Raw genomic sequence first — 23,791 nt, 5'->3', positions numbered from 1 at the left:
GGCGGTGGGCACAGAAATGCCCCGCGTCGATCCACGGGGGAAGACCGGCGCGAGGCGTGACGACAACGATAAAGGGCAGCCCGGCGGCCGGTATCACCCGCGAGGAGGACCGGCCGCCATCCCCGCGGCTACCAGAAGTACTGCGTGGCCTGGCGAGGGTCAGGGTCGGGTAGCATCCAGACCTCCTGCCACCAGCGAACAGCCCGAGCACGTAGCGCCGCCCAGCCCACCCACCATCCGCGCTCGGCGGGCTGGGTCACGACTCTGCGCTGCGCGGACCGGGCGGTGACCTGCCGCAGCGAGATCACCGCGTCGGCGATGGCCTTCGCTCCGGCCATGAGATGCAAACCCGTGACGATGTAACCCCGGCTGTCGGCCGCGAGGTCAGCCGCCCGTTCCAAGGCGTTCTCGGTTCCCGGTTCCGTCTCGTCGGCCAGCGGCGCGACCATACGCAAGATCGTCGCCGTGAGATCACTCGCTGCCGACGCGGTAGCGAGCAGGTCCGCCACCTGGTGCCGATCGGTGTCGGCCATCACCGCATGGCACCGGTCTACGGCGTCGCGTACGGCCGCTAGGGCATCGGTTACAGGCTGCGGATCACGGTCACTGGTCATGGCGGCCCCCGGGGTCGGATGGTGCGATCAGGTAGACAGCGCCGATTCCCGCTCAATACGCCCGGTCCGTCAAGCCGCATACCCATCCGCCCCGCGACAGCTGTGCTGACCAGTGCAAACACCCACCAACCGGGGGGTGCGGCCGGGGAGGGAGGGCCTGACTCGAAGCCTCGTTATGGCCGGCAGTGGGCGCCTTACGAGCCGCCGCGAGGTCGGTCTCTTGCGCGCATCCACTGATCGGGCCGCCGAGGCGAACGGCATGGACCTCTCCGCAGGGTGGACGACGAAATCGGGTCGGTCTGACGGCGGCTGCCGCCCACCGTGCCAAGCCGACACCATGGAGGTAGCTGCCGACAGCGCTGCCCCTCACCGCTCGGAGGACTCCATGGCAGATAACGCGGTCGACGAGTTCGCCGACGAGTACCCCGAGCAATGGCGGCGGGCAGGCATGATCCCGGGCCTGCGGCAGCTCATCGCCGACCAGCTACCGACCGGCCGGGGCGCGGACAGCGCCGCCGTACGCCGCTCGCTGGGCTGCCTGCTGGGCCACGGCCGGGAGATGAACGACGAGCAGTGGCGGCAATGGGCGCAGGCCGTGTTCGCGCTCGCGATGACCCCCACTGCCTAGCCACTACGCCGGTTACTTCGCAGTCGCGCGTTCCATCACGCGCCTACGCGACATGACGCCAAGCACCTCCAGGCCAGCTTCGACCGCTTCGATCTCCCCGTCGTTCGGCACCCGAGCGACGAATCCGTCCCGTTGAATCAACCGGCGGAGGCGGTCACCGCCGTTGCCGCCAGACGTGACCCGCATGACGACGTACTCCGTTGGTCCGCCCGAGGTCAGCTCCTTTTGCGCCACCGCGAACTCGGCTGGGTCGGTCACGAGCGTTACCCCGAAGCTGTCCACTCCGTGAGGCGACCACCCGTGATTGAGACGCATGCGGTTGAGGCGAAGGTTGTTCGCTTCCTCCGCCGCAACGTCACGCTGCGCACGCTGCTTCGCGCGCCAGTCGCCGAGGCCAGCGCTCCCTCCGATGATCGCCGCGATTGCCAGCACAACGGCGGCCAGCCCACTCACGAAGGACCCGATGTCGCCGAGTGCTTCAATCGTCGTCATGGCCCGAAGGGTACCGATCTGGCGCACCCCCAACGGTTGGCGGCTCGATCCGCCTCTACTGAACTGGCGGAGTACCTGTATACGAACCAGGTTTTATTCCCCTGCTTCGCTGCCAACGGGAAAGCCCACTGTCGGCCGGTACTTCGAGGTATCGATGACACCGAGATCCGCCAGAGGTCGCATTCCCACCGCCGCGGAGCCGTCCCGGGCCATTGGTGTGTCACCCCACGGCGGGCCTCGGACGGCGAAGTGCGACGCGCGTGGGAGTCCGAACCTCCCGACCACGTCCGCCGACCCCTCGCCCTCGCCGGTGACCGATCGGTAGGCGACGGTCCGCAAGGCGGACCGCGCAAGGCGGGCCCTACGGCGGGGAAGGTCGATCCCCTGACACCAGCGGGACACGAAAGCGCCCCACGACGGTCCGCGCAAGGACCGGCGAAGGGCTGACCCGACGGGCGTGGGCGTGCCGAGGCTAGGGTGTGTTACGCAGATCCGGATCAGGCCGCATGATGAGGGGCAGCGACTCTCCCGAGCCGCGACTGGATAACATCGACTGACCTTAGCAGCGCAGTGGATCTCTGACCCAAACCAGCGAGGTCGGCCTCATAGATGAGCAAGATCGCAAATATTAGTGGCCAGATCAGTGTTCGACCGTGCCGAGTGGGTATGGTTTGCGAGCCGAACACCGCATCAGTCGTCTCTGCCGCAAATCTCGCCTCCGGCGTCTGGGGCGGCGGCTACTTTCCGATGCTCCTGGCTGACGATGATGACAAAGCTCAGCGGATAGCACGCTCGCTCGGCGTTGACGTGCTCTACGCCGTGGACGACTCACCCGGGTCAAGGGCGATGGCTGCCCAGCCCGGATATGCGATTAGGGACCTAGGCTTGGGCAGCCCATTTGCCAGAAGCGAGTGGGATCAGGTCAGGCTCCTGGGAATCGATTGGTTGATTGACCACGCCGTCGACATCGACCTTGTTAGGCCCACATGGACCGACACCGATCCTCTGAGCGGCCTGTTCAGTGTCTGGTTTGGAGGTCTGCCGGACGGCGATGCACGTGGTGACGTAGCTACGGTGAGTAGCGCGTTTCTAAGACATGCCAGACGTTGGCCGCTCGACCCGAAGGCACAGCTGCCGGAACTGATCGGCGTAGAGACGCTGCTTGGTCTGACGTGTCACGAGATCCGTCAGGAGATTGACGTCGAGCGTGCCGCATTCGTCGTCATGAACCCGCAAAGCGCTGACGACCTGCGTGCCTTCTGGAACCTGCGCGCCGCAGGCCAGGATGTCTTTCCATGGCCAGTCGGCCACGAGGAACGAGTCATGACAGCGGCCAGAGCGTGGCTGGAGAGCGCGCTCACCGGAGATCGACTTGGCGCGAGCCACTCAGGCGCTGGCGAGCGGCTGGGTCCACACATGCGTGTGATCATCCCGCCTGCGACGGTGGTGCCCGAGGCGCTTAGTGCCCTTCTCGAAGAGAAGGGCGTGATCTCCTCGGCGGGACACGGCGATCTACCGCGATCGTGGCACGGTACGCACCCCTTCGTGACAGAATTCAGGCGTAACTTTTCCATCAGCTTCGATGCCCGGCGGCTAAGCCTAGCCATACCGTTCCCGTCACGAATGCCATCCGGCGCCAGAGGAACTCGAGCCGTTGGAATCATTGCAGCGCAGGTTGATTTCCAACGAGAAGAAGGTCTCGGCCCGACCCGGACCTTCGCGGCGCCCAATCTGCGTGTCATTGCCAGCTCGCTGACGCCTCGCAACACTCCAGAACTGTTCCAGACCTCCGCCCTCGGCGGTGGCCGCGTCGTTGGCGTCAACGCCGCGCAGGAGGAAGTGGAGTTGAGCACGATCTCAGTCGAAGCCATCTTCAGGTCAATTCTGGGGTCGGGCTCTGGATGGTCGTGCGCCCAGGGAGATAACGGCCGGTTCGCCGCCCAACTCGCTGAGCGCCTCGGCGGTGCCGGCGCATGGCTCGGGAACCAGCCCGCCATCGGTGCCGTATTGCTGAAGGCCGCGTCCAATCCAGATGGCTTGCCGATACCTGCACTTATCCAGGCAGCGAAGCGAAAACAGGGACTATGGCCAGCACCTCTGAGCCGGACTCGCGAGAAGTATCCCACCGACGTGGTCTACGAACTCCTGCGCCGCAAGCTGCTGCTACCAGTGCACAAGGTCAAGTGCCCAACCTGCACCGTGGAGTACGCCGTCAGGCCCGAGGACCTGGCAGTGGACCTCACCTGTGAGGTCTGCTCTGAACAGTTCCCACTGGGATTCGCACTTGGTTTAGCCGGGCCCAAGACGCCGTGGGGATTCAGACTCGCGGGGACAGTGCCCCCCGATCGCATCCGCGAAGTCATGCCGGTCATGGCAGCGTTCTCAACGCTTTCGGCCTCACACATCAGGTTCTCATCCTCGACTGTGCCGCACATTCTTGGGCTTGAAGTCAACGGCCCTGCCGTGTGTTGCGAGGTCGATATCGCGATGATAATCGACGATCGCGGGCTTCCCGTCCTAGTCATCGGCGAGGCAAAAAGTGGCCACCATGACACTGCTGGTTTGATCGACGACAACGACTTGAACAATCTGCGATCCGTCCAGGACTATGTTCGGGGGCAAGGCTGTGAGTGCGTCATCCTAGCGGCATCGGGCCGTGACCAGCTTCTGGATTCTGAGATCGACGCCCTGCGCAGGTTCTGTGCTGACCTTCCCGATCCCGTCTTCCGCCGCGACTTCATGTTGCCCGTCGCGCCAATCGTCCTGACTGCCGGACAGCTTCACGCACCACCGCTCACTGACGGGCATCCAGAAAAGTGGCTACGCGGCAAACCGATGTCCGGTCTTCTTGATATCGCAGCCGAGTCGTGTCGGTACAACCTTGGTGACTTCAAGGCCGCATATCAACCGCCAGCGAATGGCGCAACAGGTCGGTGGCAGCTGACTTGGCCTGAAAGATCAATTGTGAACCCACAGCCACTCACCAGCTAACCACCCTTCGGATCGAAGCGATCTGGTTAATCCACGATGAAAGCCGGGAGATCTTCACGACGTCGCCAGTTTTCGGGGCTTGGATGATCAAGCCTTGGCCGAGGTACATGCCGACGTGCCGCGGGTTGGACATGGTGCCTTCGCTGCCGGGGATGAGGATGAGGTCGCCGGGCAGCAGCATGGCCGGGTCGGTGATCTCCTTTCCGGCGTTGACCTGGTCGGTGGTGACGCGTGGGATGGCGACTCCGGCGGCCCGGTAGGCGGCCTGCATGAGTGATGAGCAGTCGCACTGCTTGTCGGGGTCGCCGGAGTGCGGGTCAGTGCAGGATCCGCCGAAGTGGTACGGGGTGCCCAGCTGGCCGACCGCCCAGAAGATCGCGGTCATGATCTGTGGCGGGGTGTTGACCGGCAAGGTGAAGCCGTCCGGCAGGGCGGCGAGGGCGTCGGTGGCGCAGTCGGCCAGGGTGCTGGTCAGCTGCTGGACGAGCTGGATGGCGTCGTCGGTCCACTTCGCGTATGCGTCCGGGAACGCCGAGATCTGCACCGCCTGGGCAGCCTTGGTCAGCGGCATGGTCTGCCAGCCGGGGATGGTCAACAGCTTGTCGAAGAACTTCCCGGCCTGGTACTCGGGCTTGGCCAGTTGCTCGACGGTGCCCCAGCCCTGGCTTGGCCGCTGCTGGAACACTCCGATCGAGTCGTGGTCGTTGCGGTCGCCGAGGAACGGCAGGTTGCGCAGGTTGGACTCCTGCATGGCGGTCGCGAGAGCGACGGTCCAGCCCCACTGCGGGACGCCTTTGGCAACCCCGACGTCGATGATGGTGGCGGCGATCTCCAGCTGTTCGGTGTCCCAACTGCCGACGCCGGAGGGCTGCCCGGACGCCAGCACGGCCGAGACCCCGCTGGTGCTGCCGCATGCGCCGGGGCCGCCCATGACGGCCGACAGCAGGAGCATCGGCAGCCCGAAGCAGCCGATGATGACGACGGTGACGATGCCGATGATGGCTTTGGTCATGACGATCTGCCTTTCGGTGAAAACAAAAAAGCCGGGCTTCGCGCGGGTGCGCGGCCGGCGGGAACGAGAAATAGCTCGGGCTACATGCGATGGATCAGTGGCAGCAGCGCCTCATGTGCCTCGAAGAGAAGGTCGGAGAGATAGTCAGCGGCCTTACCGAGGGGATGCGTGGAACCGACCGGGACGGCGCATTGCCAGTCCCAGTGCCCGGGTTCCAGGCCGGGAACGAACCACAACGTCAGTCCGTAGTCGAGGAACAGAATCCCGCCGACCTCGGGTACGACCAGCGTTGCGGGCTGGCTGGCGCAGGTGATCAAGCAATGGCAGTCGGGCTCGTCGTAAGCCGTTCGGCGGCTGCCCTGGTGGATCGGGCATCGGCAGTCGCAGGGCCGCTCGTAGGGGTTGCGGTAGGTGCGGTACACAGCCGTCTCCTCAAGTAGGTGGTGAAACGCAAAAAGGGCCGTGGGCCGCCCACGTGGGCGGCCCACCTTGAACTCGTCGGGGGTGTCAGCGGTGCAGCCGTCGCAGGATGCGGGCGGCTTCGCGCAGCAGGCGCTCGATGTGCAGGCTGTCGTCGTAGGTGTCGGCGCGGGTGTCGATCTCGCCGCCGTGCTCCCAGTCCCACTGGCCGTTGGCCATGGCGTTGACATGCCACAGGTCGCCGTTGGCGTCGAGGAACAGCGCGGCCCCCCACTGCTCCGCGAGGAGGGTCATGGGCTGGGTGTCGCAGGTGACGGCACAGGCGCAGCCGGGCTGGAAGTAGTCGGTGCGTCGTTCTCCGTGGTGCAGCGGGCAACGGCAGTTGCACAGCTTGAGCCACGGGGCGGTGTAGGACATGTGTTTCTCCCAGGGGGTGAGGTGGGTACGCCTCGGTGGCCGCCGGCTGGGGCGGCTCGCCGAGGCGTACGCGGGGTGAAGGGGTCAGCGCGGGCCGACGCGCCAGGTGCGGCCGGGGCCGAGCCGCCGGTCTTCCTGCACCTGGCGGCTCTCTTCGACGGTGAGCAGGTACGCGGGCAGTTGCGGGGCGCCTTCGCGCCAGGCTCGGTACAGGCGGTGGGTGCCGTCGATGAGCAGCGGTGAGGGCGGTAGGCCGTCGATGAGCAGGTGGGCGACGATGACCGGCTTGGTCAGGTCGGTGCTCATGGCGTAGTCGCGGTTGAAGCCGTCTGGCGCCGGGCCGAGCAGGCTGATCGTGTGCGGCTGGGGGTTGTCGATGCGGGTCAGGCCGTACGCTTCGGCCCATGTCGGCACGTCGAGGGGGCGGCTGGGTCGGGGTGCGGCGTCGATCATCGCCATCGCGGTGTGCACCGCGAAGACCCAGACGTGGTAGTGGAACCACTGCTGTCGGTGCGGCGTGGTCATCGGCGGTGCCCCTCGTCGGTGAGGCGGCTGTAGATGGCGACGCATCGCAGGATCAGCTGGTAGGCGGGCAGGGTGAGAAGCCGTTCCCGCTTGTCCTGCTTGAGCTGGTCCCAGATCGTGACGGTGACGCTGGCCGACCATAGGTCCACCAGAACACCGTTGATCTTGGCGTACTGGTGCTCGGCGACGATCGTGCGCAGCGAGTCGATGAGAGTCGCGTCGCCGATCGGGTGGGTGTAGTCGTCGGGCCGCGCCGCCTCCTCCAAGAGCGCCAGGCAGTCCTCGCAGGCGTGGCCCGGCCGCGGCGGGTCCTCGGTCTCCCACCGGGTCACGTCGGTGGCGGATACGCCGCAGACGGCTTGGCGCTCGTCGCGGGGATGGCGGATGTGCGGGACCGTGGGCCACTGCGGTGGCGTAGGGGTCTCGGTCATGGCTTGTGGTCCGTTCGTGACGGGCCGGGACGGCAGGTGACCGCCGCCCCGGCGCAGGGGCGGGAGTCGGTCAGACCTTCAGCAGGTCGAAGGCGACGAGCTTCAGCTCGCCGGTCTTGCCAGTGATCACGCGGTTGGCGCGGGTCGTGGGGTCCTTGGCCGCCTGGTAGTGATCGAGGTACTCGGTGATGGCCTGGTATCCGGCCCACCGGCTGCCCGTGATGGCCTTCTGCGTGTCGGCCTCGGTGATCAGGTACTTGAGCGTGCCCAGCCGCTCCTTGGCGTTGGCCTTGGCCTTGTCGGTGGCGTTGTCTGCGACCGGCCACACCTGCGCGACGATCTTCTCGAACTCGCGGGTGGTCATCGCGGTCTGCAGCATCCGCTCGGCGGCGGCCTCGAACGCGCCCATGTACTTCCACATCAGGCCCAGCGCCTCGCGGGCCTGGGTGATCTGCTGGCCGACGTTGCTGGTGTGGCGGAACGTGTAGTGCCCCACGGCATGGGCGAACGCCGCCCTTTGCGTGTTCGCGCACACGACACGGATGGGGCTGGCGTCCACGCGCAGCGCCGAGGTGCCGTCGTGGGAGGTCGTGCCGATCAGATAGAGGTCCATCCGGTCGACTCCGGCGATCTCCATCGCGGTCGGCAGCTTCATCGTGACGAACACCGACTTGCCCCGGCGCAGGCTGCCCGCGGTCTCGAAGTGGGCGCCCCCGGCCTGGTCGACGAGCTGGTCGAGCATGTCGGCGCACTGCTCGTTCTGGATGACCTCGTAGTCGGTGCCGACGATGCCCAGATACTCGGTCTGGCCGGTGACCGGGTTGCGGCGCACGGTCATGCGCCGGTCGTCGGCCAGGATTGGGACCTCGATCCCGTTCACGACGTCGATGCCCTGGACGGGGATGGTGCGGACGCCCCAGTTGCCGAGCAGGGCGGCGCCCATGATCTCGTCGGCGCTCATCGTGGCCTGGGTGACGGTGCCCAGCTGGTGCCAGGCCGACACGCGGGCGGAGGCGAAGGCGGTCTGCCCGTTGGCGAACGTCTCCAGTTCGTGTGCCACGGGATTCTCCTTTCGGGAATGGAAGAGGCCGAGCCATACGGCTCGGCCCAGGGGATGGGTGGCTTGCTGCGCGGCCGGGGTCGGGCACTGCCCGACCCCGGCGCTGTCATCAGGACTGCTCGTTGCCCGAGGTGTCCTCGGCCGTGGCGTCGGCCTGAGCGGGGGCGGTCGTGGTCTCGGCCTCGTCCGCCTCGCTGTCGCCGGCAGGGGCCGGGTAGACGAAGGTGAGCGGAGCCTCGCGGACCAGGAGGATGCGGCCAGCGGAACCGAGCTTGGTGCAGTTGTTGCGCACCGCCCCGGAGCTGACGGCCCGTCCGTTGAGCTGGGCGCTGATCTCGGTAGCGATCTCCTGTGGCGTCATCTCCCGGCCCGGCTGGCCCGACAGCACCGCCATGGTCAGGCGCTCCAACTCGCCTTTGGCGAACGGCTGGTTGCCGTCGCCGTTGACCGTCAGGTCGGTGCGGCGAACCGCCCCGGCCGTCGCGGTGCTCGCCGTGCGGGGCGGCAGCCGCTTGGGCAGCTTCACGACGTGCGCGGTGCCGTCCTCGGCGACGACGTGGATCGTGCCGTCGGGGCGGATCAGGGATTGCACTCCGGCGACTGCCTCGGGCGACTCGGTGACGCCCTTGACCACCTGGAAGCAGACCGGGCAGCGGGGCGGCTCCGGGTTCGGGTCGACCTCGCTGGCCTTGGTGGGTCCGGCGATCCACCGGCCCGGGGTACCGGGCAGGCGGCGGGCGGCGTCGGCCTGCTCCATGGCGGCCAGCAGCCGGGAGGCGGTCGGGTGCCCGATGCCGCTCTCGTTGACGATCTCGTCGAGGGTCGCGCCGTCGTCGCCGTACTCGGCGATGACGGCCTTGATCGTCATGATCTTGCGGTCGCCGGGACGGCTCGGCTGGACGACCGTGACGGCCGCCCGAGCGGGCTGACCCTCGGACTCCGTGTCCTCGTCGTCGTCCGAGTCGTCGTCCTCGTCCTCCTCGTCCTCGTCGGACTCCGTGTCGGAGTCGTCGTCCTCGTCCTCGTCGTCGGTGCCCGACTCGGTCTGGTCGTTGACGTCGGCATCGGAGGTGCCGACCGGCTGCTCGTCGTTGTCCTCGGCCTCCGCGGTGCCGTCCTGGTCGCCCAGGTCGGCGGGGTCGGTGTCGCCGGGGGTGCCGGGCTGCGGCTCGTCGGCCTGGAGCTGGCCCGTCTCGTCGTTGACGAGGTCGTGCTCGGTGGTGCCGGCGGTGTCGGTGTCGTCGAGGTTGTCCTGTGCGGTGACGCTGTCGGCGACGGCCTCGGCCATGGTCCAGCGGGTGGGCACGCCCTCGGCCGGGTCGGCGTCGGTGTCGACCGGGACGATCAGCCCCAGGTCGGCGAGGGTCTTGAGCGCCTTGTCGACGGTGGAGCGGGCCTTGCCCGACTGCTCCATCAGCTCGATGGCGTTGCCCTGGCCGAGGAAGTGCACGGCCTCGAAGACCTCCCGCTGGGCGGGGGTCAAGGTGGACAGGTCGAACTGCATTGCGGTGCCCCTTTCTGGGACTTGTGGGTTGGCCAGCCGGGCACCTGGTGTGCCGGGCTGGGTGGTGCGCCGCGCCGCGCGGGCAGCACGTATCGCGGCAGGCGCGTGGAGCTGAGCGCTGCCGTGATCTGGGGTGCTGCAAGAGCGGCCCGGTGGCCTGGAAGGGCGGCCGGTGGCCGCCTGGGGTGGTCAGTCGCCGGAGGCGGCGGGCTCCAGGACGTAGAAGCCATGGACCGGGTCGTGGTAGATCCCGGCGTCGGCGTGGGACAGGCGCAACTGGCCGGGACCGACCATCAGGTCCAGCTCGGCGTCAGCCCGCCCGATCCGCACGCGGGTGCGCCGCCCGGCCAGGTGCCGCTTGCGGCACGAATCGGTGTGTGGCAGGACGACGAGGATCGTGTCGCCCGGGTTGACGAAACGTCGCCGAAGGGCCGCGCCGGGGTTGGCGTCGGCGTACGCGGTGCGCTCGGCGTCGCCGATCAGGGTCTCGGCCCAGTTGCGGGCGTACCGGTACTCGCGGCCCAGCTGCGCGATGGCGTCCAGCGGTCCGGTCAGTGCCGCGATCGACGTGGACAGGTCGTCCTCGTTGATCAGCGCAGTGCGCAGACGGTCGACGGTGAGCAGCAGCTCCAGCCGGGCGTTGCGCATAGTGTCGGCGGCCTTGGGCAGGTCGGCGGCGGCGGGAACCGGGTCAGTGGCGTGCTGGTCGAGGGTGCGGCCGGTGAGCCGGGTGATCCAGCGGCCCACCGAGTCGATGTTGAGCATGGCGGCCTCCTTAGTGGGCGAGCTGGTCCAGCTCGGTGGGGGTGAGCTGGTCGGGGTTGCGGCTGCGCCAGGCGGCCGAGTGCCGCAGTGCCCACCAGCGCAGCAGCGACCGGCAGGCGGTAGCGAGGTCGTCGCGGACCGGCAGCGGGTAGGCCGTGCCGGAGGTGATCTGGGCCGGGTCGGTGCACGCGATCGGCAACCAGCCCTCCCAATGCGACTCGACGAGCACGCCGACCATCCGGTTGGGGTACGGCACCTCGAACGCCTGCGCGGCCTCGGCGTCGGCGATCACCCGCCACTGGTGGTGGGTGAACCGCTGCATGGTGGCCACACCGTGGCCCGGGTCGCCGGAGCACAGCAGCAGGTGGCGCTGGTCGCCGTCGTTGAGTGGGCGGTGCCGCCGCCAGGCCCGGTACAGGTCGAGCAGGCTGCCGGTAATGACGGTGTGCCGCTCGATGGCGGCGTGCCGGTCGATCGTGGCGAGCAGGTCCTGCATCGCCTCGTCGGTGCCGGCGGGCCGGAGGCCGAAGGACGGCCGCGGGGCCGGGTGGTCGAGGTCAGCGCTGCTGGTGTTGTAGGCGATGGCGGTCTTGTGCAGGATGCGGGCGAGGTCGCCGAAGGCGTCCTCGGCGGCGGTGTCGTAGCGCCACAGCTGCTCGGGGAGCACGTCGTTGGTGGAGGCGGCGATCAGCCGCAGGGCGGGGTCGGTGAGGAACATGGTCGTCTCCTTGTGGACTGTGAGTGGGCATGGCGAAGGCCGGTCGCAGCTGGGCTGCGACCGGTCCTCGTGTTGGTGGGTTGTTAGGCGATCGTGACCGCGCACAGGCGGGCGCTGGACTTCAGCGACCGCAGGTACTTGATGGCCTGGTTGAGGAACACCAGACGGTCGGCCATGTTGTCACTGGCGGCCTTGAGGACCTTCCCTTCGGCGGTGATCAGCAGATCGCCGACGATGGCGATGCGCCAGTGCAGACCGGCGTAAGCGTGCTCTCCGGCCTGGTAGGCGGCCAGCTCGTACGGGTCGAACTCGTGGACGCCGGCGCTGGCGAGCATTGCGATGACGCGAGGCTGCGCGTGGAACCGGCGCCGGGCCTCGTTGAGCGTGATTTTCGTCGGGTCGGCCTGGTGCTGGGCGAGGAAGTCCTCCCACAGGCGGGCGGGCCGGGCGGTGGCCGGGGTGCTGTTCATGTACTGGTTCCAGGCGTGCCAGCGAAGGCGCGCCTCGGTCGCGGCGGCAGCGGCGGCCCCGTTGAGGTCGAGGCGACCCTTGCGGCCTCCGGCGGCCTTGGTGATCGCACCGAACTTGCGCGCGGTGTCGAGCAGGTAGTAGGTGAAGAAGCAAGTGATCCAGCCGATGAACCGGCGGTGGCGGACGTGGTAGCGGCGCGACGGAGTGGTTCCGGTGACGTTGAGGAGGCGTTCGGCCTTCTCACTGGCGGAGAACCAGTCGGCGTCTTCGCCGGGGGCGAAGCAGACGGTGACGACCTGGTCGGTGAGCGGCTTGATGGGCATGGGGGTGCTCCCTTCGCGAAGGAGTGGTTGGGGTTGGGTGCTGGTGGTGCCACCGGATCGCGGCGTCTGGCCGGGGACTGCTGCCGTGAAAGGCGGGCGGGGATCGGAGCCGACCAGAAGGTGGGCTGTGTGATCCGCGCGGGCGCGGGCAGGTCCAGGAAGGACAGACGGGCGGCGGTGCGAGCAAAAGAAAAGAGAAGAAGCTGCACCGTAGCGGCCCGACCTGTCAGCACAACCCCTGTCAGGAAACTCGACCATGCCTCTGAACTGCGCTGACAGGTTTGCCTGTCGGCTGGTCAGGTTCTGTCAGGTCAGTTGTGACTCCCAGCGGTAGTTGGCATCGCGACGATTCGTCAGCCTCCGGGTTTCCAATGCGGCACCAGCGGTGGTTGGCAGCGACTCCCAGGGATTCTTGGCACTGAAGGCGTCCGCGTGTCGGCCGGGTGTCATGTAATTGATCTGTTCCGATATAGGGGTGCGAGTCCGAGCACTTGGAACGTCCAGCCCGGGCGGACAGTCGGTCCCGCCGACAGCGAGTAGCGATGTCGGTCTGTGCTCGGGCCGTTGTGGCTGGGACGAGATGTGCCTACCGTTCGACGCGGCGTCCGCGCGGGCGGCGCTGGACCTTGGTGCCGGTTGGCCGGGACGGTGGTCGGCAACGTGGCGGCTGTCAGGTGCGTCGGTGGCGTGTGCCGTGCGGGATCTGGCGTTGGTGCCGCGTGCTGGTTGCCAGCCGGTACGGCGCTTCTCGTGGCGGGCGGGGCAGCGGCATCGGCCCGGATTGCAGTTCCTGGTCAGTACGGGCCGGCATCACGGGTTCGAGAGTGTGGCCGAACAGCGGCTGCTGTTGGTGCTGGACTTCGCCGCTGAGCTGACCGATGTGCTGTCGCAGCCGTTCCGGCTGCGGTTCGCCTCCGGCGGAGGCTGGCGGGAACACGTTCCGGACTTCCTGGCGCTGACCCGCGCTGGCGGATGGTTGATCGACGTTCGCCCGGGCGAGCGGATCGAGGACGAGGACCGGGTGTGCTTCGCTGCCGCGAACGAGGCGGCGCTCGCGTGCGGCTGGCGCTACACGGTCGTGACAGGCTGGCGATCGCACGTGATAGCCACCGTGGACACCCTGTCGGCGCAGCGGCGCCCGCTGGTTGACCAGTTCGGGCTCCAAGCGCAGCTGCTGGCGGGTGCGGCGGAGCGTCCACGCCCGTTCGGAGAGCTGGTGCAGCAGACCAAGGCGCCGGCGGTGGCGCGGGCGCACCTGCTGCACCTGCTGTGGCGACGACAGTTAGGCATCGACCTAGGCCGGCCGTTGGCCGACGCCGCGCTGGTGTGGAGGGCTTGCTGGTGAGCGAGGTGATGCTGGACCTGTCGCCGGGCGCGGTGCTGGTCGTGGACGCCGTTGAATGGACAGTGGATTTGTTCGAGCCGTACCGCGGCCGGGTGTTGCTGGCCGGCGCTGACGGAGCAAGGCTGGCGACGACGGTACGGTTCCTGGTTAACCATCCTGGATGCCGGCCATCGAGCAGGTCGTCGCGGCTGCCGGCGGCGGATCGGGGCCGGCAGCCCAAGCTGCTTGCGGACCTTCCACCGCGCCGGCGCGAGCAGGTGGCGCTGCGGGTGGCGCATCTGCTGGAGGTGGAGACCGGCTACCGGGGCGGTGATCCGCTGCGGCCCGGGCCGGGTGAGCCGCGTCCGGAGTACGACCCGGCGACCACGACGGTGACGCAACGCCGGCTGGCGAAGGTCGCGGAGTTGTCGCGGCTGCGCGATTGCGAGCCGGAGCACGCACGGATGCTCGCGCTTGAGCATGTCAGCCTGCGGACGTTGATCCGGATGGAGGGGCGACGGCGCCGGTTCGGCGCGGTCGGCTGCGCGGACGACCGGTGGCTGCGTCAGGCCGGTTCCCGGCCGAGTATTACGGAGCCGATCCGGGAAGCTATCGTCGCCGTGCGGGCGGAGACGTTGCACCGGTCTCGGGTGAGCATGCGCGCCCGGGAACGGCTGGTGCACCAGTACGTGCGCGAGCGGTTCGGTCCGGATGTGGTGGTGCCCTGCTACGAGACGCTGCGGCAGGTGTGGATCGACTGGTTCGGCCCGGGTGGGGCCAGGCAGCGGTACGCCCGCTCGGCGGCGGCTGCCGCGGCGGTGGCCACCGGCACTCATGTGGTGGTGCACCGGCCCGGGCAGGTGGTGGCGTTGGACACCACGCTGCTGCCGGTCAAGGTCCGCGAAGGTGTGTTCGGCGAGCCGGTGTCGGCATATCTGAGCCTGGCGCTCGATGTCTATACGCATTCGCTAGTGGCGTTTCGGCTCACTCTGGTGTCGGACACCTCGATGGACGTGGCGATGCTGCTGCGGGACGTGATGATGCCGCTGCCGCTGCGCCCAGACTGGGGTGAGGACATGGAGTGGCCCTACCCGGGCGTTCCGGCGGCGGTGGTGGCCGAGTTCGCCGGGCATCGGGTGGCCGGATTGCCGTTCTTCGCCCCCGAGACGGTGACCACCGACCACGGCGCCGTCTACAAAAACCACCATTTGATCGACGTGCAGCGCGTCATCGGCGCGAACATACTGCCCAGTCGCGTGCTCCGCCCGACCGACAAGCAAGCCATCGAGCGCGCCTTTGGCGGCATCCGCAGCCTGCTACTGGAGCACCTGCTCGGCTACCAGGGCGTGGATGTCGCCGACCGCGGCGCCGATCCGGAGGCCGACGCGGCGCTGACCGTGGACGAGATGGAGCACCTGATCGCCACCTGGTCCGTGCAGATCTGGCAAAACCGTGTATTGGGCGAACACGCCCCGGCATGGGACCCGGCAGGTCGGCATAGCCCGAACACCCTGTTCGCAGCGGCGATGGCCCAAGGCGGGTTCGCGCTGCAGATCCCCACCCCGGAGCTGTACTACCAGCTGTTGCCCGCCCACCACGTCGCAATCCACGCACGGCGCGGCGTGAAGATCCGCGGGCTGTGGTACGACGGACCCGCACTGAAGCCGTACCGGGACGCACCGTCGACGCGGGGCGGCCAGCACAAGGGCAAGTGGGTGGTGCGCCGGGATCCCCGTGACGCCCGGTTCGTGTTCTTCCAGGACCCCGACAACCACCAGTGGCACACGCTGCGCTGGACCGGGCTGCCAGCCGACGGCGAGGTCCCGTCGTTCAACGACGCCCGGGTCCGTGAGCTACTGGCCGAGGCTCGCCAGGCCCGGCCTGTCGCCACGCTCCGATGTAGAGCTGCTGCCGGTGCTACTGGACTTGCTCGGCAGGCACAACCCGGTCGAACGGTGGCCCACACAGGTGAGCAAGCAGCAGCGGGTCGGGCACGCCCGCGAGACCGCGCAAGCAACCGCCGCCAACGCCGACCGTCCAAGCAGGACCGGGGACATAGCGGAGCCGGCCGCGACAAATGGCCTCGCGCCGGTGGTGCCGTTGCCGTCCGGGCGGCTCCGGGACTGCATCGATGCGGTGGACACGCACCGGCGTCGTCGCCGTGAGCAGGTCGTGCCGCGACCACCGGCGCCGCCGCCCCGGTTGGGTGCCGGGTTGCGCGAGCGCAGCCTTCTGCTGCTGCCCGCTGACGACGAGACGGAACCACCGTCCGCTCGCGGTGGGCCGTGAACGACGATGCGGTGGTGGCGCCGTTCGCCTTGCCAGGTCCGGCCAGCGACCGGGAAACCGCGACGGGTTGGGCGCGATGGCGCAGCACCCGGCACGCGTTCGTGCCGGCGCCCCGGCTGGCCGCCGGCGAGTACGGCAAACTCGGGCCCCGCCGACGCGGCCTGTATGACCTGCATCGGGCGGCCACGCATGCGAACCTGACTTTCCAGGAGACCCCGATGGGCGCCGCCGTGTCGCGGGTGATGTGGTCGCGGTTGCAGAGCAACGCGCTCAAGCATCACCCGACCACCCGCGCCGGGCTGATGATCACCGGTGGTGGATACCAGGGCAAGACCGAGACCGCCTGCGAGGTCGCCGCCGCGTTCGAGGACCAGTGGCTGGACCTGCACCAGCAGGTCAACCCGCACACGGTGCCGGGCACCCGAGACCTGTGGGCCACCGTCGCGTACGTGCAGACCCCGGTCACCGCCACCCCGAAGAGCGTGTGCGAGGCGATCCTGGACTTCTACGGCGCCCCACACGTCAAGCGGACCCTGGCCCAGCTCGTGGCCGCGGTGCGGACCTCGCTATACGAGCACTGCACGAAGGTGCTCATCCTGGATGACGTCAGTCGGCTCCGGATGCACCGGGAAGCCGACCGCGACGCCCTCGATCTGCTGCGCAGCCTGATGAGCATGCACGTCACCCTGGTCCTGATCGGCGTCGGTATCCCACAGTCGGGGCTGCTCGGCGACGGCGCGTCCGGCCGGTGGGCCCTGCCGCCACAGTCCGGCGACGAGCAGGCCACCCAGACCCAGCGCCGCTTCGACCTAGTCGAGCTGGGCCCGTTCCGCTACGACAGCCCGACCCAGATCGCCGCATGGGCGACCCATTTGGCGGGCGTCGAGACGCAGCTACGGCTGCTGCGCGCCGCACCGGGCATGCTCACCGACGGAACCATGCCCGAGTACCTGTTCCGCCGCACCGGCGGTGTGGTCGGCCTGCTGGAACGGCTCATCGAGGACGGCTGCGCCCACGCCATCGACACCAGCGCCGAACGGCTGGACATCGACCTGCTCGACGGTGTGGACATCAACCTAGGCGCCGTGCCCGGCCGCGACCGGACCGCCGCAGAGATCCCCAACGTCCCGCCCCGCACACCCGCCGACACCGGCCGCACGCGGCCCCGGACCCGCCGCAACACCGTCTTCGATGACAAGGGAACCCCGAACGCGTCGCCCGGTTCGGCGTGAACGGCATGCCGTTGCCGCGCAGCCTGGACCCGCTGCCGGCCGAGTCACTGCCCGGCTTCATGCTGCGCCTCGCGCACCGCCTGGACATGACCCCGACCCAGTTGGCGCAAGCCACCGGCCTGGACGGCGGCCGGCGACAGAGCACCATGGCTTCCAGCGTCATCTTCGCCCTCGACCCACCGCTCACCGCCACGTTCGCCCACGCCACCCGGCTGACCCTGGCCGAGGTCACTGATCTGACCCTGGCCAGTCTCGCCCCGAGGTATCCGCCGCTGGACCAACAATGGACGGGGCGCCGCCGGACAGCTCATGGCGTGTTCATCCGCGAGAACTGGATCTTCGCCAGGTTCAGCCGCTACTGCGCGGAATGTCTGGCCGGCGACGGCAGCCCTATTCAGAACCGCCACGGCGGGGCGTGGAGCAAGCTGTGGCGCGTGCCGGTCGTGTTCGCGTGCCCTGCCCACCGATGGCTGCTCCGGCACACCTGCCCGGGCTGCGGCAATCCGGCGCACCAGCGCCGCCCCGGCAGCCCGCAACTGCTGCCGTTGGCCGCCCACCCGGTGACGCACCCGGCGGCGTGCCGGAACCCGACGACGTCGACAGCGCCGTACCAGCCATGCGGATACCGGCTGGACAACGCCACCGACGCCCAGACCGCGCGAGCATCCATCAGCGAGGAGTCGCTGCACCTTCAGCGACGGCTACTCGCGCTGCTGCGCTCCGACCGGCCGCCTGCGGTGGTCAGCGTCGGGCAGCCAACGTCACCGGCGCGCTACTTCGCGGACCTACGCATCTTGACCACACTGCTGACCGCCTCCTGGCCAGCCGGCCGTTCGGTGCTCGCACCCGGCCAGGTGGACACGGTCGATGCGTACATCCGTCAGCTACGACACGAGATCACCGCCGCCCGAGACGCCGGCCGCAACGTCCTCGAGATCCGCGTCTACGACCGGCCACCTGCCGACGCGGCCGTCGCCGCGGCTCTCCTCGGCGCCGCTGACCAGATGCTAACCTGCGAACCCGCGATCCTCGGCGACCTTCTGCGCGACATGTTCGACGCGAGCCGACCCACCCGCAAGTGGGTCCGCAGAGCACTGGGCGACGACGAGCGCTGCTCGCCCGGCTTCCTCACCGTCGCCGGCACGGCGTCCGGTACCCAGCACATCATCCGGAAACTGGGCCTGCCAGAGACCAAGATCCCACCACGGCGGGTCGGGTTCGGGCTGCACCACATCCCGCAGTACCTGCCAACCGGTTGGTACAGCACTTACTTCAACAGCGTTGATGCCGACGAGCGGTGGGTTCGCCGCGCCGTTCCCGTGATCTTGGCTCGTATGGTTACCGGCGGCGGCCTCAGGCATGCCGGTACGCTGCTCGGCCTGCCCTGGAGCGCCGCCCGCCACGCCGTGGCCACCGTCACCAGACAACTGACGAGGCCGAAGTGCCGGGTCGCGTTCGATGACGCCGTCGAGGCACTGACCGACCGCCTGCACCATGCTGAAAGCCGCGTCGACTACGGCAGGCGCCGCGACGCGCTCGCCACCTGGTCGCTCAGCGGCGACGAGTGGCGTGACCTCACCAGCGGCCTTGTCGGCAAGCCTGTCAACGGCAAGGGGACCCTCCACGTCGACTGGTCGGACTCCAAGCGGCTCCTAGCCTCCGTCTGGATCTGGACCAAGATCACGCAATCCGAGCATCACTTCTCGCCGTTGCTGCGCCCCGATCCCCGCCAGGCGAAACCGGGCGGCGCCTTGTCCGTTTACGTGCACGTCCGCTGGCCGTTTCTAGCATCCGGCCACGGCCACTACGCCGAACTGCGGTCTCGGCTCGACACCTTCGCCGAGGACCTCAGCCATCGAATTGACGGCACGGCCCATAGGCAGGCTTCCAAGCGCGGCTGAACCGCCCCGGTTTTCGAGACTCTGAAACCTGCGAAGGTACCGAGTTGGAGAACCGGGGCGGTTCACGGGAACGTGAACGCCTTGGATACAGGTCGGCGTCCTTGGCGGGGCTGCCGATCAACTCCAGCCGGCTCAGCGACCGTCGTCGGGCCAGCCATCACCCTTTTGCTAGGGCCGCAGCGCAGCAACGCGCCGTGGCTACCGACGAGGCCCTTTTCTCGGTCGTCCAGCGCAAGGGCGTGACGCCAAGCGACTTCGACGAGTTCGCCGCGCGGCTACACCTCAGCCCACACCGTGACGTCCGTCGGCACCTTGCCGTCGCTGTCCAGCGGCTCACTGCTGATCAGGATGCGGGCGCCCGGCGGGAGTGCGGCCGGGGTGTCGGCGAAGTTGGTCAGCACGAACACGCTGCCGTTCTGGAAGGTGAGCACGCCGTCCAGCCCGTCGGCCCAGGTGAGCGTGCCGGCGCCGAGCTGGTGCTGGGCGCGCAGGCGCAGCGCCGACCGGTACATCTCGTACGTCGAGCCCTGCACCCCGCGCTGGCGGTCGAGCGCCAGCGCGGCGAAGACCGGCGGCTGGGGGAGCCAGGTCGCGCCGGACGGGCCGAACCCGTATCCCGGGGCGTCGGCCTCCCACGGGATCGGCACGCGGCAGCCGTCGCGCCCCTTCTGCTCGCCCTGGGTGCGCCGGAACATCGGGTCCTGCCGGGCCTCGTCGGGCATCGTGGTGTGCTCGGGCAGGCCGAGCTCCTCTCCCTGGTACAGGTATGCCGAGCCGGGAAGCGCGAGCATGAGCAGCGTCGCCGCGCGCGCCCGGCGCAGGCCGAGCACCGGGTCCGGCTGCGGGTCGTCGGCGCCGATGCCGCGCGGGCGAGGGCTGCCGATCGGCAGGCCGAGGCGGGACGCGTGCCGGAGCACGTCGTGGTTGGACAGCACCCAGGTCGTCGGCGCGCCGACCGCCGCGTTGGCGGCGAGCGAGCGGGTGATCACCTCGTGCTGCGCGGCGGCGGTCCAGGCCGCCTCCAGGTATTCGAAGTTGAACGCCTGGTGCATCTCGTCGGGCCGCACGTACGCCGCGAGCCGCTCGGACGGCGCCACCCACGCTTCGGCGACGAGGATGCGCTCGCCCGGGTACTCCTCCAGCACCCGGCGCCAGTCGCGGTACACGTCGTGCACGGCGTCCTGGTCCCACATCGGCGGCCGGATGCTCTCGGTGGCGGGGCCGGTGAGCGGCTCGACGGGGTAGTGCCAGTCGGCGAGGTCGGCCTGCTTGATCAGGCCGTGCGCGACGTCGACCCGGAAGCCGTCGACGCCGCGGTCGAGCCAGAAGCGCAGGATGTCGCGGAACTCGGCGCGCACCTCGGGGTGATCCCAGTTGAGGTCGGGCTGGCCGGCGTCGAACAGGTGCAGGTACCACTCGCCGTCCGGTACCTGGGTCCAGGCCGGGCCGCCGAAGGTGCTCTGCCAGTTGTTGGGCTTTTCCGGCCGGAAGATGTAGCGGGACCGCTCGGGGCTGCCTGGGCCAGCGGCGAGCGCGGCCTTGAACCAAGGGTGCTCGCTGGACGTGTGGTTGGGCACGAGGTCGACGATCACCCGCAGCCCGCGCTCGCGGGCGGCGGCGAGGAGCTTGTCGGCGTCGTCGAGGCTGCCGAAGATGGGATCCACGTCCCGGTAGTCGGACACGTCGTAGCCCGCGTCGGCCTGCGGCGAGGGGTAGAAGGGCGACAGCCACACGGCGTCGACGCCGAGCTCGACGAGGTGGTCCAGCCGCGCGGTGATGCCGGGCAGGTCGCCGATGCCGTCGCCGCCCGAGTCGGCGAAGGAACGCGGATAGGTCTGATAGATGATCGCGGTGCGCCACCATTGTTGACCCGGTTCAGCCCGAGGTGGCGCCGTCGAATCGCGATCGATGAAGCTGGTTGGCAGGATCACGGGTTCCTCTCCGGGTGGTCGCCGCCGGTCAGCGGGCTCAAAGGATGTTGGCCACGAGGCGGCCCTGTTCGGGGGCTGCGGGCTGGGCCACGGTGGTGAGGCCCAGCACACCGGCCAGGTCGTGGTCGTCGTTACCAATCACGCTGACCTCCGCGACTTGGATGACGAGCGCGCAGTGCCAAGCGCCGTACAGATGGTGCGCCCCGCCGTGTTGGCGTTTCTGACCGGACGGAGACGACTGTTGGGGCGGCTGTTCGGTTGGAGTGTCTGTGAACGGGGTGGCCGCCCGCGGGGAGCGCGGGCGGCCACCGGGTCTGGCGGTGGTGTGGGCTGCCTACCGCCAGGTGATGGTGAGTGTGGCGGTTCCGCTGGGGGTGTGGGTGCGGTTGGCGCCGGTTTCCCAGGTGATGGAGCCGTCGGGGTTCTTTTTGATCAGTTTGTATTCGATGGGTTGGTTGAGGGGCAGGTGGATGGTGCCGGTCCAGACGGGGTAGTTGGTAGGAGCCAGTGCGATGGCGTTGGCGGGGTTCCAGGAGCCCAGCGTGGGGGTGGAGCCGACGATGAAGACGTTCTGTCCCCATGAGGTGGTGGCTGTGGCGTTGATGGTGGTCGCGGCCGTGCCTGTGCTGGGTGAAGTAGTTGGGTTGATCTGGTTCCAGGTGACGGTGTGAGTCGTTCCGGCGGTGCCGTTGCGGTTCGGGGTGTTTTCCCAGGTGACCTGGCCGTTGGAGATGCGCACCAGTTTCCATTCGAACGCGGTGCCGGCGGGGATGGAGGCCGTGCCGGCGAATGTGCCGGCGGTAGTGCCTGGGGTCAGGCGAAGTCCGTTGGCCGGCGTCCAGGACCCGAGTTGGGGGATGGAGCCGACGACGTAGAGGTCCTGGCCGGTGGGTGCGGTGGCTTGGAAGGTGGTGTTGCCGACCGGTGGCGAGGTGGGCGGTGTGGTGGTGGGCGTGGTCGTCGGTTGGGTCGTGGGAGGGGTTGTGGTGGGCGTGGTCGGGGTCGTGCCGGTGCGGGCGTTGACGTGCAGGGCGACGCCGCGGTTGGCCGGGATGCTCGTGGTGAACGCGCCGCCGGCGACGCCGATGGTGCCGCCGGTGCAGGCGCCGGTCGACGTGTTGTACGTGCCGCGCGCGACGTTGCAGTAGGTCCCGTCGGGCAGGCTGGTGGTGAACGTGCGGTTCCACGCCTCGCCGGTGGCGTTGAAGGCGGCGTAGCCGCGGTTGCCGCGGGCGAACGCGAGCCGGCCGTTGCCGTCGGTGACGGTGTTGGTGATGCCGGTGCCTTCGGTGGCGTTGCGGAAGCTGGGCATGCCGGCGACCTGCTCGTTGCGGTGTTCGCAGATCCACTGGCCGTTGCCGCAGTTGGTGGCGTTGGTGGTGCCGTTTGATGAGCTGGGCGGGCCCTGGGCCTGGGCGGTGAAGGCGTAGCTGGACATCAGCTGCACGGTGCCGTACGGGTGGGCCATCATGAACGCGTCGGCGAGGTAGTACCGGTCGCCGTTCTTGTAGGTGAGCGTGGGGCTGGACCGCTGGGTGTCGTGGTTGTCGATGAACACGACGGCCTGGCTGGCGGACAGGCCGCCGTAGTTGGGCAGGTTGGCGAACTGGGCGATGTTGCCGCCCTGGAAGCCGCTGGAGACCGCCCGCTGGTAATCGAAGTTGGTCACCTTGCCCAGCGGCGCGTACGCCGTGTAGGGGACTGTCCCGTCGCCGTACACCTCGTGGAAGAGGTCGGGCCGCCCGCCGAAGCCGGGCACGTCGTGCAGGCGGGAGATGATGTCGGCCAGGTGCGCCTCCTGCACGTGCTTGGCCGCGTCGACCCGGAAGCCGGCCACGCCGAGGTCGATCACGGCGTTCATGTACTTGGCTATCTTGCGGCGCACCTCGGGGTCGGCGGTGTTGAGGTCGGCGAGCGCGAGCAGCTCGCAGTCCTGCACCTCGGCCTTGTTGCCCCAGTTGCTGATCGTCGTGTAGCAGGGGCCGAAGTCCGGGTAGGTGTAGGCGTCGCCGGAGCCGTCGTTGAACAGGTTCGGGTACTCGTACTTGCTGTAGACCGTGCCCGCGCTGCCCGGCCCGCTGCCTGCCGAGCCGGTGCCGCTCATGTGGTTGAGCACCACGTCGACGTAGATCTTGACGCCGGCGTTCCGGCAGCGGGTGACCATATCGACGAACTCGGCGCGCGTGCCCCGCCGGGTCTGGTCCAGGCGGTACGAGACCGGCTGGTAGTCCTGCCACCACGGGTAGGTGGCGCCCTCGGCGCTTGGCAGCACGACGTGCTCCTGCGGCGGGGAGACCTGCACGCCGCCCCAGCCGTTGGGCCCGAGCGTGGTCTCACACTCCTGAGCGACGGAGCTCCATCGCCACTGGAACAGGTGCACGATCGACGATCCGTTCGCCGCGATCGCTGCCTGGCTGCTGGCCGCCGTGGCGGTGGTAACCACCGCAGTCGACACCACCAGCAGCGATGCGGCAGCGGTCGCGGCCCACGCGGCTCTGACTCTTCTAGAGGCTGTCATACGCACTCCCGGGATAAAGAGGACATTATCGGCGCCCACCCCCGTGAAAGACCTTGCGATAGTCGCAACTGTTTCCGGTCGCTCGGCCACAAGCTAGCAACATCGACACCCGTTTGTGAACCCCTGGTGTCAAGCGATCCAGGCTGGTAACTTCTTGGCAACCTTGCAAGACGTTGCAAAGGTTGTCGCACATTGACCTGACTGCGTCCTGGTCAGGCGCAGCGG

Annotated in this window: 20 protein-coding genes; 6 read left to right on the top strand and 14 right to left on the bottom strand. The window is 68.7% G+C overall.

Features of this window, described 5'->3' with window-relative positions; genetic code table 11:
- Positions 1-128: 128 nt before the first annotated feature.
- The gene (locus Cba03nite_RS11315) at positions 129-533 is read right to left on the bottom strand and encodes a hypothetical protein (protein ID WP_203744988.1); all 405 of its coding nucleotides are present in this window, start codon (positions 531-533) and stop codon (positions 129-131) included.
- Between the two features lie 466 nt (positions 534-999).
- Here Cba03nite_RS11315 and Cba03nite_RS11310 point away from each other — a divergent pair, with 466 nt between their 5' ends.
- Positions 1,000-1,242: a hypothetical protein gene (locus Cba03nite_RS11310; RefSeq protein ID WP_203744986.1), complete on the top strand. Its 243-nt coding sequence runs from the start codon at positions 1,000-1,002 to the stop codon at positions 1,240-1,242.
- 12 nt (positions 1,243-1,254) lie between these two features.
- On the opposite strand, the gene Cba03nite_RS11305 is transcribed toward Cba03nite_RS11310, so the two are convergent.
- Positions 1,255-1,734 carry a hypothetical protein gene (locus Cba03nite_RS11305; protein ID WP_203744984.1) on the bottom strand — a complete coding sequence of 160 codons (480 nt, stop codon included), beginning with the start codon at positions 1,732-1,734 and terminating at the stop codon, positions 1,255-1,257.
- A gap of 609 nt (positions 1,735-2,343) precedes the next feature.
- On the opposite strand from Cba03nite_RS11305, the gene Cba03nite_RS11300 reads away from it, so the two are divergent.
- Complete coding sequence (locus tag Cba03nite_RS11300; RefSeq protein WP_203744982.1) at positions 2,344-4,725, top strand: hypothetical protein; 2,382 nt, start codon at positions 2,344-2,346, stop codon at positions 4,723-4,725.
- Here Cba03nite_RS11300 and Cba03nite_RS11295 read toward each other — a convergent pair.
- The 10 genes from Cba03nite_RS11295 to Cba03nite_RS11250 all read right to left on the bottom strand — a co-directional run bounded on the left by Cba03nite_RS11295 (position 4,715) and on the right by Cba03nite_RS11250 (position 12,371).
- On the bottom strand, positions 4,715-5,737 hold the full coding sequence (locus Cba03nite_RS11295; RefSeq protein WP_203744980.1) for a C40 family peptidase: 1,023 nt from the start codon (positions 5,735-5,737) through the stop codon (positions 4,715-4,717). The genes Cba03nite_RS11300 and Cba03nite_RS11295 overlap by 11 nt on opposite strands.
- Before the next feature lie 80 nt (positions 5,738-5,817).
- Positions 5,818-6,159, bottom strand: coding sequence for a hypothetical protein (locus Cba03nite_RS11290; RefSeq protein WP_203744978.1), 342 nt, complete (start codon positions 6,157-6,159; stop codon positions 5,818-5,820).
- Positions 6,160-6,244: 85 nt separating this feature from the next.
- Positions 6,245-6,574 carry a hypothetical protein gene (locus Cba03nite_RS11285; protein WP_203744976.1) on the bottom strand — a complete coding sequence of 110 codons (330 nt, stop codon included), beginning with the start codon at positions 6,572-6,574 and terminating at the stop codon, positions 6,245-6,247.
- Between the two features lie 84 nt (positions 6,575-6,658).
- Positions 6,659-7,099, bottom strand: a complete 441-nt coding sequence (locus Cba03nite_RS11280) for a hypothetical protein (protein WP_203744974.1) — start codon at positions 7,097-7,099, stop codon at positions 6,659-6,661.
- Complete coding sequence (locus Cba03nite_RS11275; RefSeq protein WP_203744972.1) at positions 7,096-7,530, bottom strand: hypothetical protein; 435 nt, start codon at positions 7,528-7,530, stop codon at positions 7,096-7,098. Before Cba03nite_RS11275 ends, Cba03nite_RS11280 begins: the two co-directional genes overlap by 4 nt.
- A 70-nt stretch (positions 7,531-7,600) precedes the next feature.
- A complete protein-coding gene (locus Cba03nite_RS11270) occupies positions 7,601-8,590 on the bottom strand; it encodes a DUF932 domain-containing protein (protein WP_203744970.1) in 990 nt (329 codons plus the stop codon).
- 109 nt (positions 8,591-8,699) lie between these two features.
- Positions 8,700-10,094: a MarR family transcriptional regulator gene (locus tag Cba03nite_RS11265; RefSeq protein WP_203744968.1), complete on the bottom strand. Its 1,395-nt coding sequence runs from the start codon at positions 10,092-10,094 to the stop codon at positions 8,700-8,702.
- Between the two features lie 189 nt (positions 10,095-10,283).
- A complete protein-coding gene (locus tag Cba03nite_RS11260) occupies positions 10,284-10,859 on the bottom strand; it encodes a hypothetical protein (RefSeq protein WP_203744966.1) in 576 nt (191 codons plus the stop codon).
- Positions 10,860-10,869: 10 nt separating this feature from the next.
- Positions 10,870-11,577, bottom strand: a complete 708-nt coding sequence (locus Cba03nite_RS11255) for a hypothetical protein (RefSeq protein ID WP_203744964.1) — start codon at positions 11,575-11,577, stop codon at positions 10,870-10,872.
- An 83-nt stretch (positions 11,578-11,660) separates the two neighbouring features.
- Entirely contained in the window at positions 11,661-12,371 is a 711-nt protein-coding gene (locus tag Cba03nite_RS11250) for a hypothetical protein (protein ID WP_203744962.1), read from the bottom strand.
- 694 nt (positions 12,372-13,065) lie between these two features.
- Here Cba03nite_RS11250 and Cba03nite_RS11245 point away from each other — a divergent pair.
- From Cba03nite_RS11245 to Cba03nite_RS11230, 4 genes are all read left to right on the top strand, one after another.
- On the top strand, positions 13,066-13,716 hold the full coding sequence (locus tag Cba03nite_RS11245; protein ID WP_203744960.1) for a TnsA-like heteromeric transposase endonuclease subunit: 651 nt from the start codon (positions 13,066-13,068) through the stop codon (positions 13,714-13,716).
- A complete protein-coding gene (locus Cba03nite_RS11240; protein ID WP_203744958.1) occupies positions 13,713-15,860 on the top strand; it encodes a hypothetical protein in 2,148 nt (715 codons plus the stop codon). Before Cba03nite_RS11245 ends, Cba03nite_RS11240 begins: the two co-directional genes overlap by 4 nt.
- A gap of 120 nt (positions 15,861-15,980) precedes the next feature.
- On the top strand, positions 15,981-17,216 hold the full coding sequence (locus Cba03nite_RS11235) for an AAA family ATPase (protein WP_203744956.1): 1,236 nt from the start codon (positions 15,981-15,983) through the stop codon (positions 17,214-17,216).
- A gap of 5 nt (positions 17,217-17,221) precedes the next feature.
- Positions 17,222-19,117, top strand: coding sequence for a TniQ family protein (locus Cba03nite_RS11230; RefSeq protein ID WP_239125677.1), 1,896 nt, complete (start codon positions 17,222-17,224; stop codon positions 19,115-19,117).
- A gap of 275 nt (positions 19,118-19,392) precedes the next feature.
- Here the strand turns inward: Cba03nite_RS11230 and Cba03nite_RS11225 are convergent, their stop codons facing one another.
- Positions 19,393-21,045, bottom strand: a complete 1,653-nt coding sequence (locus tag Cba03nite_RS11225) for a glycoside hydrolase family 13 protein (protein ID WP_373315743.1) — start codon at positions 21,043-21,045, stop codon at positions 19,393-19,395.
- Between the two features lie 337 nt (positions 21,046-21,382).
- The gene (locus tag Cba03nite_RS11220) at positions 21,383-23,491 is read right to left on the bottom strand and encodes a carbohydrate-binding module family 20 domain-containing protein (protein ID WP_239125647.1); all 2,109 of its coding nucleotides are present in this window, start codon (positions 23,489-23,491) and stop codon (positions 21,383-21,385) included.
- Positions 23,492-23,791 lie beyond the last annotated feature (300 nt).

The sequence above is a fragment of the Catellatospora bangladeshensis genome (genome assembly GCF_016862575.1).
Lineage (GTDB): Bacteria > Actinomycetota > Actinomycetes > Mycobacteriales > Micromonosporaceae > Catellatospora > Catellatospora bangladeshensis.
The sequence above is the reverse complement of the archived record's forward strand: the minus strand, read 5'-3'. Positions and strand labels throughout refer to the sequence as shown.